The sequence below is a fragment of the Bacteroides pyogenes genome (assembly GCF_014196225.1).
Classification (GTDB): domain Bacteria; phylum Bacteroidota; class Bacteroidia; order Bacteroidales; family Bacteroidaceae; genus Bacteroides; species Bacteroides pyogenes_A.
This window is the reverse complement of record NZ_JACIDI010000016.1, coordinates 49,220-61,661: the sequence shown is the minus strand read 5'-3', so window position 1 is coordinate 61,661 and position 12,442 is coordinate 49,220. Positions and strand designations below refer to the sequence as shown.

Here is a 12,442-nt window from a genome sequence, read left to right as displayed (position 1 = left end):
ATGATTGAAGGGTGTATTATTTAACAATAATTTGTTATTTTTGCGAACAGAATAGGTCGGAGTGTGTGATATATAATGATAAAATAATGATATTTAGCTCATGAAAGTAGCTATATTGAAATATAACGCCGGAAATGTACGGTCGGTTGATTGTGCGTTAAAAAGGTTGGGAGTGGAAACTTTGATTACAGCGGACGAAGCATTGCTCCGGTCTGCTGATAAAGTGATTTTCCCGGGTGTGGGAGAGGCCGGAACAACTATGGAATATCTGCGGACATCGGGCTTGGACAAGTTGATAAAGTCTTTGCGCCAACCGGTTTTAGGAATTTGTCTGGGTATGCAATTGATGTGCAGGTATTCAGAGGAAGGAGGGACCGATTGTCTTGATATTTTAGGTGCCGATGTCAGGCGTTTCATTCCGCAGAAGCATGAAGGCAAGGTGCCGCATATGGGATGGAATACCATTCGGAATATCAACTGTCGATTATTCGACAAATTCGGATACGAAGAGTATGTTTATTTCGTGCATAGTTTTTATGTACCGGTTTGTGAATTTACCGTTGCCGAGACCGGCTACATCCATCCGTTCAGCGCAGCCTTGCATAAGGACAATTTCTATGCAGTCCAGTTTCATCCCGAAAAAAGCGGTGAAGCGGGCGAACGGATTTTGAAGAATTTTCTGGCTTTGTAATCGCGATCCGGTTTCTGATTTTTTCAAAATAGATTTTGCAGAAAAGAAGGAACGGTCCATTGAATCAAAACAGTATAAATGATAGATGTATAGATGATAGAAATTATTCCGGCTATTGATGTGATCGAGGGGAAGTGCGTGCGCCTTTCTCAGGGAGATTATGATACTAAAAAAGTATATAATGAAGATCCGTTGGAGGTTGCCAAGGAGTTTGAGGCAAATGGTATCCGCAGGCTGCATTTGGTCGATTTGGATGGGGCGGTTTCTCGTCATATCGTAAATTACCGGGTGTTGGAACGAATCGCCACGCATACATCGTTGGCCATTGATTTTGGCGGCGGGATAAAGAGCGATGAAGATTTGAGAATCGCTTTTGAGTGTGGTGCTCAGATGGTTACCGGAGGAAGTATAGCGGTGAAAGACCCTCAGCGTTTTTCTCATTGGCTGGTTGTCTATGGAAGTGAAAGGATTATCCTCGGAGCGGATGTGAAGGGACGCCAAATTGCAGTGAACGGATGGAAAGACAAAAGCGAATGTGAACTTTTGCCGTTTCTCGAGGATTATGTGGATAAGGGAATCCGTAAAGTGATCTGTACCGATATAGATTGCGACGGTATGCTCAAAGGACTTTCCGTCGATCTGTATAAGGAAGTGTTGGAACGATTCCCAGAGCTTTATTTGATAGCCAGCGGGGGAGTGGGCAGAGTGGATGACATCATTGCTTTGAATGAGATGAAGGTGTCCGGGGTTGTTTTCGGAAAGGCGCTATACGAGGGTCGCATTTCTTTGAAAGACTTACGTGTTTTCTTATAAGTTGTTCCGGATGTCCCGGATTATTTTTATGAAATATAAAATGTAAATAAAACCGTGTTAGCAAAAAGAATTATACCTTGCTTGGATATTAAGGATGGGCAAACCGTAAAAGGAACGAATTTCGTGAATTTGCGGCATGCGGGCGATCCTGTCGAATTGGCGCGCACTTACAGCGAACAGGGCGCCGACGAACTTGTCTTTTTGGATATCACTGCCACACATGAAGGGCGTAAAACCTTTACGGACTTGGTTAGGCGGATTTCTGCCAATATAAATATACCGTTTACTGTGGGAGGAGGAATTAATGAACTTGGCGATGTAGACCGACTTCTGAATGCCGGGGCGGATAAAATATCCATAAACTCTTCCGCTATTCGTAATCCGAACTTGATCGACCAAATAGCCAAACATTTCGGTTCGCAGGTTTGTGTGTTGGCTGTCGATGCCAAGCAAACCGATTCGGGTTGGAAATGTTTTTTGAACGGGGGGCGGATAGAGACGGATAAGGAATTGTGCGAATGGACGAAAGAGGCGCAGGATCGGGGAGTGGGAGAGGTGCTGTTCACAAGTATGGACCATGACGGGGTAAAGAACGGATATGCCAACAATGTGCTTGCTGCTTTAGCCGGGCAACTGTCTATACCGGTGATTGCTTCGGGTGGAGCCGGGGCCAAAGAGCATTTTCGTGACGCGTTTGTAATTGGAAAAGCGGATGCAGCATTGGCTGCCAGCGTTTTTCACTTCGGAGAAATAAAAATTCCCGATTTAAAATCTTATCTTTGCGCACAGAATATTCCGATAAGAACAAAATGCCTGAACGATGATTCATCACCGGTAATTTATAAATAGTAAATATAGCATGCTGGATTTCGATAAAATGAATGGACTCATCCCGGCTGTCATACAGGATAGTGAGACAAGAAAAGTTCTGATGCTGGGGTTCATGGACAGGGAGGCTTACGACCGGACTATGGAATCCGGGAAAGTAACTTTTTACAGCCGTTCCAAAAAACGCTTATGGACAAAAGGCGAAGAAAGCGGAAATTTTCTTCGGGTAGTTTCGGTTAAGGCCGATTGTGATAATGACACTCTTTTGATTGAGGTAAACCCGGCAGGCCCCGTATGCCATACGGGTACGGATACTTGTTGGGGGGAGAAAAATGAGGAACCCGTCATGTTTTTAAAACTGCTGCAAGACTTTATCGATAAACGCCGTGAAGAAATGCCCGAAGGTTCTTATACCACCAGCCTATTTCGCGAGGGAATAAATAAAATCGCGCAAAAGGTAGGAGAGGAGGCTGTGGAAACAGTGATTGAGGCGACGAACGGCACCGATCAACGATTGATTTATGAGGGAGCCGACTTGATTTATCATTTGATTGTATTACTTGCTTCAAAGGGGTATGGTATCGAAGACCTTGCCCGGGAGTTGAGCGACAGGCACAGTGACACATGGAAGAGACATTGATTCGATATAAAGATGTAGAGATTCATCAGCAGGAGCTTTGTGTGCTGAAGGAAGTCAATCTGGAGTTGCATAAAGGAGAGTTTGTTTATCTGATAGGGAAAGTAGGATCGGGAAAAACAAGTCTGCTGAAAACTTTGTACGGCGAACTGGATGTGCTGAGCGGCGAAGCGGAAGTGTTGGGGTATGATATGTGCTCTATTAAGCGGAAACATATTCCGCAGTTAAGAAAAAGATTGGGCATTGTATTTCAGGATTTCCAGTTATTGACAGACCGTACGGTGTATGATAACCTTGAATTTGTGCTTCGGGCCACCGGCTGGAGAAACAAGCAGGAGATGAAAGACCGAATCGATGAAGTACTGCAATTGGTGGGAATGTCGAATAAAGGGTATAAACTTCCGAACGAGCTTTCGGGCGGCGAGCAGCAACGAATTGTGATAGCACGGGCTGTGCTCAATTCGCCGGAGATCATCCTTGCCGATGAGCCGACGGGGAATCTGGACGCAGAGACCGGAAGGGCTATTGTCGGCATACTTCATAACATTTGTGAGACGGGATCTTCTGTCATTATCACTACGCATAACCTCCAGTTGCTGAAAGAATACCCCGGCAGGGTATATTGTTGTAAGGAACATTATATAACCGATGTGACCGACGAATATATTCCGGAGTTGAAAACCATAGAGATAGATTTAAATATAGATAATTAAAACAGTAACGAAAATGAAAGTTTTAAAGTTTGGAGGAACTTCCGTAGGTTCTGCTCAACGCATGAAGGAAGTAGCCAAATTGATTACCGATGGTGAAAGAAAAATAGTGGTTCTGTCTGCCATGTCGGGAACTACAAATACATTGGTGGAAATTTCGGACTATCTGTATAAGAAGAATCCGGAGGGTGCCAACGAGATTATCAATAAGCTGGAAGCTAAATACAAGCAGCATGTTGATGAGCTTTACGCCACTCGGGAGTATAAACAGAAAGGGATGGATACCGTCAAGGCTCATTTCGATTATATACGCTCTTATACCAAAGACCTCTTTACTTTATTTGAAGAGAAAGTGGTGCTGGCACAGGGCGAATTGATTTCTACGGCGATGATGAACTTTTATTTGCAGGAGTGTGGAGTAAACTCTGTGTTGTTGCCGGCTTTGGAATATATGCGTACCGATAAGAATGCGGAGCCCGATCCTGTCTATATTAAGGAAAAACTGAACATGCAGCTGGAGCTTTATCCGGATACGGAAATTTATATTACTCAGGGATTTATTTGCCGCAACGCATATGGTGAGATCGATAATCTCCAGCGGGGAGGGAGCGACTATACGGCTTCTCTGATAGGCGCGGCGGTAGGTGCGTCCGAAATTCAGATTTGGACGGATATCGATGGCATGCACAATAACGATCCGAGGATTGTGGATAAAACAGCACCGGTTCGTCAGTTGCACTTCGAAGAAGCCGCAGAGTTGGCTTATTTCGGCGCGAAGATTTTGCATCCTACTTGCGTGCAGCCTGCCAAATATGCTAATATTCCCGTGCGTCTGTTGAATACGATGGCGCCGGAAGCTCCGGGAACATTGATATCCAACGATACGGAAAAAGGCAAGATAAAGGCGGTGGCCGCCAAGGAAAACATTACGGCGATCAAAATAAAATCGAGCCGGATGTTGCTGGCTCATGGTTTCTTGCGCAAGGTTTTCGAGATATTCGAAAGCTACCAGACATCCATCGATATGATTTGTACGTCGGAGGTAGGGGTTTCCGTGACTGTAGACAATACGAAGCATCTGAATGAGATACTCGACGACCTGAAGAAATATGGGACGGTGACTGTGGATGAGGACATGTGCATTGTTTGCGTAGTAGGCGACCTGGAATGGGAAAATGTCGGTTTTGAAGCCCGGGCGTTGGATGCGATGAGAGATATTCCCGTGCGGATGATCTCATTCGGCGGCAGCAATTATAATATTTCGTTCCTTATCCGTGAGTGCGATAAGAAAAAAGCGCTGCAATCATTGAGCGATATGCTCTTTAATGATAAGTGATTGCGGTAGCGGAATTTTTGAAATGCACTTTGCCGTACTTTCTTATTATATTAATCAAATAAATTTCGGGCGATGAAGGGAGTATTTCCTCTTGATAAATTCTGTGATTTGCAAACCCCTTTCTATTTCTACGATATACAAGTTCTGAGTGATACGCTGGCTGCCATTCACCGGGAGACAATCAAATATCCGAATTATGCAGTGCATTATGCCATGAAAGCGAACGTCAATTCCAAACTGCTTTCTGTGATTCGTGAAAGCGGATTGGGTGCCGATTGCGTGAGTGGCGGAGAAATCCGTGCCGCTATCCGTGCTGGATTTTCTGCCGATAAGATTGTGTTTGCCGGTGTAGGCAAGGCCGATTGGGAAATCAATCTCGCGCTGGAGCACGGCATCTTTTGCTTCAATGTAGAGTCTGTTCCCGAACTGGAAGTAATCAACGAATTGGCTGCCGCACAGAATAAAGTGGCGAAAGTGGCTTTTCGTATCAATCCGGACGTGGGAGCGCATACCCATGCCAATATTACAACGGGGCTGGCCGAGAATAAATTCGGAATAAGTATGGAAGATATGGACCGGGTTGTCGACACAGCTTTGGAGATGAAGAACGTGAAGTTTATCGGGCTTCATTTTCATATCGGTTCTCAGATTCTGGATATGGGCGATTTTATTGCTTTATGCAACAGGGTAAATGAACTGCAAGATAAGTTGGAGGCACGTTGTATTCTGGTAGAGCATATCAATGTCGGCGGCGGTTTGGGCATTAATTATGCACATCCTAACCGCCAGGCCGTTCCCAACTTCAAAGATTACTTCGCGACTTATGCGGGGCAGTTGAAGCTCCGTCCTTATCAAACGTTGCACTTCGAGCTCGGGCGATCTGTTGTCGGTCAGTGCGGTTCATTGATATCGAAAGTGTTGTATGTCAAGCAGGGAACGAAGAAAAAGTTCGCCATCCTGGACGCGGGTATGACGGAGTTGATTCGCTCTGCTTTGTATCAGGCTTATCATAAGATAGAGAATCTTACTTCCGACGATGTTGTGCAAGCGTATGATGTAGTGGGCCCTGTTTGCGAAACATCCGACGTGTTTGGTAAGGCGATAGATTTGAATAAGGTAAGGCGGGGCGATCTGATCGCCATCCGCTCTGCTGGAGCTTACGGAGAAGTGATGGCTTCCGGCTACAATTGCCGGGAGTTGCCCAAAAGCTATACTTCTGCCGAGCTGATGATATAAAGATGTGAACGTAGTTTAAAAAAAAGAACGACATGAAACAATTCTTTTTGAAACCTTGTTACTTTTGTAATTAGTTCAGACGAAGGAATTGTTGATAATTTTAAAATAAAAACGATTATGATTTCAGAAAAATTACAAAAAGCAATGAATGAACAGATCACGATGGAAATGTGGTCTGCTAACCTGTACCTGTCAATGTCTTTCTATTTCGATAAAGAAGGCTATAGCGGTTTCGCTCATTGGATGAGAAAACAATATTTTGAAGAAGTAGAGCATGCTTGTTCGATGGCTGATTATATTATCAAACGCGGTGGTACTGCCCAAATAGACAAGATAGATGTGGTTCCTACCGGTTGGGGCACTCCGTTGGAAGTGTTTGAACATGTGTATAAACACGAATGCCACATCTCTGAATTGGTAGACAAGTTGGTAGATGTTGCTGCAGCTGAGAAAGATAAGGCTTCTCAGGACTTCCTGTGGGGATTCGTTCGGGAGCAGGTGGAAGAAGAAGCTACCGTACAAGGTATTGTCGACAGGATTAAGAAGGCGGGCGATGCCGGTATCTTCTTTGTCGACTCGCAGTTGGCGCAGCGTTGATGAGGTGTTAAAGTACGAATGATCTATATGGGCTGTCCGGATGAATTTCTGGGCAGTTTTTTATTTGCGCTTTTTGGTTTGCCCTTTCTCCATTGTTCCCAGATAGATTTCCAAAGAGCGGGTAGATATCTGTATTTCGTGAAAAGACACTCCTAAGGAAGCTATCAGCAGGATCAGTGCGATTCCGAACACGTAGGCCGAAAAGATTTGCAATCCAATGTAGATGAGAAACATGCTGACAACACAGAGGAAGAGGCTTGCGATGCCCAGTCCTTGCATAGTACGAGTCAGGTTCAAGCGTTTCCGCAGGTTCTCGATCTGCGCCACCGTGATGTCTGCGGGATCTTCCATGTAGCGGTCGCGTAATTGCCGAACCAGCTGCGCATAAGATAGAAACCGATTGGTATATGCCAGCAGAATCAGCGAAACTGCCGAAAAAAGAAGTGCGGGGGTAGTGAGGGTAAGTTCTTCCATTGAGTTCGTTTTTTTGAGGTTTGGATATGAGTTTCGGCGGATACATTAATAATGAGCATACGGCGAAAGTGGGAGACACCCGTATTTGCCGTATGCTCATGTTTCCGGAGTTTCGCGTTATAGCACTCCGAGATCTTTGCCCACCTTGATAAATGCGGCTATGCACTTATCCAGATGTTCTTTTTCGTGTCCAGCGGAAATCTGCACGCGGATTCGAGCCTGTTCTTTCGGAACCACCGGATAATAGAATCCGGTCACATAAATTCCCTCTTCCTGCATCCGCGCCGCAAAAACCTGAGACAGTTTGGCATCATACAGCATGACGGCGCAAATGGCGCTTTGAGTCGGTTTGATGTCGAATCCCGCGGCTGTCATCTTCTCACGGAAATAAGTCACATTCTCTACCAGCTTGTCGTGCAGGTCATTGTTTTCCTTCAGCATCTTGAAAACTTCGATGCTCGCACCTATGATACCCGGTGCCAGTGAGTTGGAGAAGAGATACGGACGGCTGCGTTGGCGCAACAGGTCGATGATTTCTTTGCGTCCGGTGGTGAAACCGCCCAATGCACCGCCGAAAGCCTTGCCCAGCGTTCCGGTGTAAATGTCCACACGTCCGTGAGTCTTGAACAATTCGCTTACTCCGTGCCCGGTAGCCCCTACCACGCCTGCCGAGTGCGATTCGTCCACCATTACCAGCGCGTCGTATTTCTCTGCAAGGTCGCAGATTCGATCCATAGGAGCTACGTTACCGTCCATTGAGAACACCCCGTCGGTGACGATGATGCGGAAACGTTGCGCTTGCGCTTCTTTCAGGCATCTTTCCAGATCCTGCATGTCGGCGTTCGCATAGCGGTAACGCTTCGCTTTGCAAAGCCGTACGCCATCGATGATGGAAGCGTGGTTCAAAGAGTCCGAGATGATAGCGTCCTCTTCGCCGAACAGGGGTTCGAATACTCCTCCGTTCGCATCGAAGCAGGCGGCATATAGAATCGTGTCTTCTGTCCGGAAGTATTCGGAGATGGCGGCTTCCAACTCTTTATGTATGTCTTGTGTACCGCAGATGAAACGGACGGACGACATTCCGTATCCGCGGCGGTCCATCATCTCTTGCGAGGCTTTGATCAGGCGGGGATGGTTGGATAAACCTAAATAATTGTTAGCGCAAAAGTTCAGCACTTCTTTTCCTTTTACAGTGATTGCTGCTTGTTGTGAACTTTCAATGGTCCGTTCTTCTTTATAAAGCCCGGCTTCCTTTATTTCAGCCAGTGTCTGACTGAGATGTTTCTGCATTCTACCGTACATAGTGTTTGAGTTATTAAGTTATATGCAAAGGACACTATTTTTATTGGAATAAACAATATCTTTTTGATTTAAATCTGAAAAAAAAGTATTTACTTTGTGCACTATTTTAGCTTAATATCTTTAGTACAAAGAAAGAATGGAACACATTTTGATTATTGGAGCTACCGGACAGATTGGATCGGAGCTGACGATGGAACTACGTCACCGCTATGGGAACACGAATGTTGTGGTCGGTTATATACCCGGAGCAGAGCCTAAGGGCGAATTGAAAGATTCGGGGCCGTCGGCGGTTGTCGATGTTACAGATGGAGAAATGATATCGAAGGTGGTAAAAGAATATCGCATCGATACTGTCTACAATCTGGCCGCCTTGCTTTCGGTAGTTGCCGAATCGAAACCGAAGCTCGCTTGGAAAATAGGGATCGACGGTTTGTGGAATGTTCTGGAAGTGGCGCGCGAACAGAATTGCGCTGTCTTTACACCGAGCTCCATCGGCTCTTTCGGTGCAAGTACCCCGCATACCAAAACTCCTCAGGATACCATTCAACGGCCGGGGACAATGTATGGTATCACCAAGGTGACCACAGAGTTGCTGAGCGATTACTATTTCAATAAATACGGAGTAGATACCCGGGCGGTGCGTTTCCCCGGCGTTATTTCCAATGTGACTCCTCCGGGAGGCGGAACGACCGATTATGCAGTCGACATATATTACTCTGCGGTGAAAGGGGAAAGATTTGTGTGTCCTATTCAAAAAGGCACCTTGATGGATATGATGTACATGCCCGACGCGCTGAACGCGGCGATTATGCTGATGGAGGCCGATCCGTCGAAACTGATACACCGCAATGCTTTCAATATTGCCTCCATGAGTTTTGACCCGGAAGCCATTTATCAGGCTATCAAAAAGCATGTACCCGATTTTGAGATGATCTATGATGTGGATCCGCTGAAACAACGCATTGCCGATAGCTGGCCCGATAGCCTGGACGATACTTGCGCCCGTGAAGAATGGGGGTGGAAGCCGGCTTACGATTTGGAAAGTATGACGGTGGATATGCTTGAAAAGTTAAGTGCCAAATTAAAACAATGAAAAAAATAATTGCAGGGGTTGCAATGTTGGGCTTTCTTGTTGCCTGCGGGAACAAAAAAGCAAACGTCGACCCCTTTGCATCTATTACCCGTGAGGTGGACTCTATCCGGCATAAGGCCGATACCGTCCGCCAACAGAAATTGCCTGAAGAACCGAAGCCGACGGAGGCGGACGAGTCTTTCGACGATTTTATTTACAATTTTGCTTCCGATGACGAGTTGCAGCGTAAGCGGATAAAGTTTCCTTTGTCTTATTACAAGGGCGACGAGAAGATTAAGATAGAGGAACGGTATTGGAAGCACGACAGTTTGTTTGCCGGACAAAGTTACTATACGCTCTTGTTCGACAGAGAAGAAGATATGGATTTGGTGGGAGATACGTCCCTCACTTCCGTGCAGGTGGAATGGATTTTTATGGCAACGAAGATGGTGAAGAGGTATTATTTCGAACGCATCAAGGGAGCGTGGATACTCGAAGCCGTCAACATGCGTCCGGCTGAGCGGGGCGAAGGCGAGGGTTTCGTGGAGTTTTTCGCCCGTTTTGCCTCCGACAGCCTTTTCCAGAGCCAGCGTGTACAAAAGCCGTTGGCTTTTGTCACTACCGATCCGGACGATGATTTCTCCATTTTGGAAACCACGCTCGATTTGAACCAATGGTTTGCTTTCAAACCCGAATTGCCTACCGAACGTCTTTCTAACATAAGTTACGGGCAACGGAATGACGACCGATCGCCCATTAAAATCCTTGCATTGAAAGGCATCGGAAACGGATTCTCCAATATCCTTTATTTCCGTCGGAAAAACGGAGGGTGGGAACTGTATAAGTTCGAAGATACCAGCATTTAGTGTCTGGAAAGAAAATAGCGGGAAGCTGTGCAGGTGTAATCCCGGCAGCACGGCTTCCTTATAATCTTGTATAATCATTTTATAATCTGTATATGTATTCTCTATTACCTCACAATACTTTCGGCATCGATGCGAATGCCGCCCGTTTTCTGGAGTACGCTTCGGTGGAAGAGCTGAAGAAACACATCTCCGGAGGGAGTGTTACAACCCCTTTTCTGCATATAGGCGCCGGCAGCAATCTACTTTTTACCAAAGACTATGACGGGGTGGTTCTCCATTCGCGCATCGAAGGTATCGAGGTGACCGGAGAGACGGAAAAGCATGTGGAGGTGAGAGTAGGGGCCGGAGTCGTTTGGGATGATTTCGTAGCCTACTGCGTGGCGAAAGGCTGGTACGGGACCGAGAATCTTTCGCTCATTCCCGGAGAAGTGGGGGCAAGCGCGGTGCAGAATATCGGAGCCTACGGCGTGGAGGTAAAAGACCTCATCACATCTGTGGAAACAGTCGATATCAATGGGAAAGAGCGCGTTTACCCGGTAGAGGAATGCGGCTATGCCTATCGCGACAGCATATTCAAACGTCCCGAAAACAAACCCGTATTTATCACATACGTCCACTTCCGGCTCGGCAAAGAGGAACGCTATATGCTCGATTACGGAAGTATCCGGCAGGAGCTGGCGAAATACCCGGCAGTTTCTTTGCCTGTCGTCCGTCAGGTGATTATAGATATACGGCAGAGCAAACTGCCCGACCCGAAAGTGAGGGGAAATGCCGGAAGTTTCTTTATGAATCCGGTCGTAGGGCGTGAGAAACTGAAAAGCTTGCAGAAGGAATATCCGCAGATGCCTTACTACGACTTGGAAGACGGAAGGGTGAAGATTCCAGCGGGTTGGATGATCGATTGCTGCGGCTGGAAAGGAAAAGCGTTGGGACCGGTGGCTGTGCACGATAAACAGGCGCTGGTGCTGGTCAACCTCGGCGGGGCAAGCGGGAGCGATGTCGTGGCACTTTCGGATGCCATACGGGTTTCCGTCTTCGAAAAGTTCGGAATCGAAATTCATCCGGAGGTAAACTTTATTTGACGAGGAATGAAAATCAGGATATTGGGAAGCGGAACATCGACAGGCGTACCCCAGATTGGCTGTACTTGCGCTGTCTGTACTTCGAACGACCCCAGAGACAGGCGGTTGCGTACTTCCGCTCTTGTGGAGACGGAAGATGCCCGCATCCTCATCGATTGCGGCCCCGACTTTCGGGTACAAGCGCTTGGCATGCCTTTCGAAAAGATAAACGCCGTGCTTATCACCCACGAGCATTACGACCATGTAGGCGGATTGGACGATTTGCGCCCCTTCTGTCGCTTCGGCCCGATTCCCGTTTTTGCGGAGGACAGTGTTGCGCGGGCCCTTTCCCTGCGTATGCCCTATTGTTTCATCGATCATCATTATCCCGGTGTGCCCGATATTTTTCTGAAAAAGATAAAGCCTGGACAGCCTTTCCTTGTCTGTGGAACGGAGGTTTTGCCTTTGCGTGTGATGCACGGGCGTTTGCCCATCTTGGGATATCGCATAGGCAAAATGGCGTATATCACAGACATGCTGACGCTGCCTGAGAACTCTTGCCGATTGCTGGAAGGGGTGGAGATTCTGATAATGAATGCACTCCGTGCCGCGCCCCATCCCACTCATCAGCATTTGGAGACGGCATTGGAGGTGGTGGAGCGTATCGGCCCCCGCAAAACTTATTTTATACACATGGGCCATGATATGGGATTGCATGCCGAAGTAATGAAAATGCTCCCCGAAAATGTATGCTTGGCATCCGACGGCTTGGAAATTCATCTCTGATGGCTAATCTTTTTTTGCAAAAGTTTTGTTTTG

At 46.7% G+C, this 12,442-nt stretch carries 14 protein-coding genes; 12 read left to right on the top strand and 2 right to left on the bottom strand.

The genetic code is table 11. The features are described 5' to 3' along the window. Positions 1-100: 100 nt before the first annotated feature. The 8 genes from hisH to GGR07_RS10690 all read left to right on the top strand — a co-directional run bounded on the left by hisH (position 101) and on the right by GGR07_RS10690 (position 6,848). Positions 101-691, top strand: a complete 591-nt coding sequence (hisH, locus tag GGR07_RS10725; protein WP_021646270.1) for an imidazole glycerol phosphate synthase subunit HisH — start codon at positions 101-103, stop codon at positions 689-691. A gap of 93 nt (positions 692-784) precedes the next feature. After that, positions 785-1,504, top strand: a complete 720-nt coding sequence (gene hisA / locus GGR07_RS10720) for a 1-(5-phosphoribosyl)-5-[(5-phosphoribosylamino)methylideneamino]imidazole-4-carboxamide isomerase (RefSeq protein ID WP_021646269.1) — start codon at positions 785-787, stop codon at positions 1,502-1,504. Positions 1,505-1,558: 54 nt separating this feature from the next. Then, entirely contained in the window at positions 1,559-2,353 is a 795-nt protein-coding gene (hisF, locus tag GGR07_RS10715) for an imidazole glycerol phosphate synthase subunit HisF (RefSeq protein WP_021646268.1), read from the top strand. Positions 2,354-2,363: 10 nt separating this feature from the next. Then, on the top strand, positions 2,364-2,972 hold the full coding sequence (hisIE, locus tag GGR07_RS10710; RefSeq protein WP_021646267.1) for a bifunctional phosphoribosyl-AMP cyclohydrolase/phosphoribosyl-ATP diphosphatase HisIE: 609 nt from the start codon (positions 2,364-2,366) through the stop codon (positions 2,970-2,972). Beyond that, entirely contained in the window at positions 2,957-3,682 is a 726-nt protein-coding gene (locus tag GGR07_RS10705) for a cell division ATP-binding protein FtsE (protein WP_021646266.1), read from the top strand. The genes hisIE and GGR07_RS10705 overlap by 16 nt, the downstream gene beginning before the upstream one ends. A 13-nt stretch (positions 3,683-3,695) precedes the next feature. Then, positions 3,696-5,015 (top strand): aspartate kinase, encoded by a 1,320-nt coding sequence (locus tag GGR07_RS10700; protein WP_034543630.1) that lies wholly within the window; start codon positions 3,696-3,698, stop codon positions 5,013-5,015. Between the two features lie 72 nt (positions 5,016-5,087). Beyond that, complete coding sequence (gene lysA, locus GGR07_RS10695) at positions 5,088-6,251, top strand: diaminopimelate decarboxylase (RefSeq protein ID WP_021646264.1); 1,164 nt, start codon at positions 5,088-5,090, stop codon at positions 6,249-6,251. A gap of 117 nt (positions 6,252-6,368) precedes the next feature. After that, a complete protein-coding gene (locus tag GGR07_RS10690; protein WP_021646262.1) occupies positions 6,369-6,848 on the top strand; it encodes a ferritin in 480 nt (159 codons plus the stop codon). 60 nt (positions 6,849-6,908) lie between these two features. Here the strand turns inward: GGR07_RS10690 and GGR07_RS10685 are convergent, their stop codons facing one another. Together GGR07_RS10685 and kbl are read right to left on the bottom strand one after the other, a co-directional pair. After that, positions 6,909-7,322, bottom strand: a complete 414-nt coding sequence (locus GGR07_RS10685) for a DUF2721 domain-containing protein (RefSeq protein WP_021646261.1) — start codon at positions 7,320-7,322, stop codon at positions 6,909-6,911. Between the two features lie 117 nt (positions 7,323-7,439). Continuing rightward, on the bottom strand, positions 7,440-8,624 hold the full coding sequence (gene kbl, locus GGR07_RS10680; RefSeq protein WP_021646260.1) for a glycine C-acetyltransferase: 1,185 nt from the start codon (positions 8,622-8,624) through the stop codon (positions 7,440-7,442). A 136-nt stretch (positions 8,625-8,760) separates the two neighbouring features. Here kbl and GGR07_RS10675 point away from each other — a divergent pair, with 136 nt between their 5' ends. From GGR07_RS10675 to GGR07_RS10660, 4 genes are all read left to right on the top strand, one after another. Next, entirely contained in the window at positions 8,761-9,717 is a 957-nt protein-coding gene (locus tag GGR07_RS10675; RefSeq protein WP_021646259.1) for an NAD-dependent epimerase/dehydratase family protein, read from the top strand. Continuing rightward, positions 9,714-10,562, top strand: coding sequence for a DUF4348 domain-containing protein (locus tag GGR07_RS10670; protein WP_021646258.1), 849 nt, complete (start codon positions 9,714-9,716; stop codon positions 10,560-10,562). The genes GGR07_RS10675 and GGR07_RS10670 overlap by 4 nt, the downstream gene beginning before the upstream one ends. A gap of 92 nt (positions 10,563-10,654) precedes the next feature. Continuing rightward, positions 10,655-11,644, top strand: coding sequence for a UDP-N-acetylmuramate dehydrogenase (gene murB, locus GGR07_RS10665; protein ID WP_034543629.1), 990 nt, complete (start codon positions 10,655-10,657; stop codon positions 11,642-11,644). A 6-nt stretch (positions 11,645-11,650) separates the two neighbouring features. After that, positions 11,651-12,409 carry an MBL fold metallo-hydrolase gene (locus GGR07_RS10660; RefSeq protein WP_034543628.1) on the top strand — a complete coding sequence of 253 codons (759 nt, stop codon included), beginning with the start codon at positions 11,651-11,653 and terminating at the stop codon, positions 12,407-12,409. The last annotated feature ends 33 nt before the right edge of the window (positions 12,410-12,442 follow it).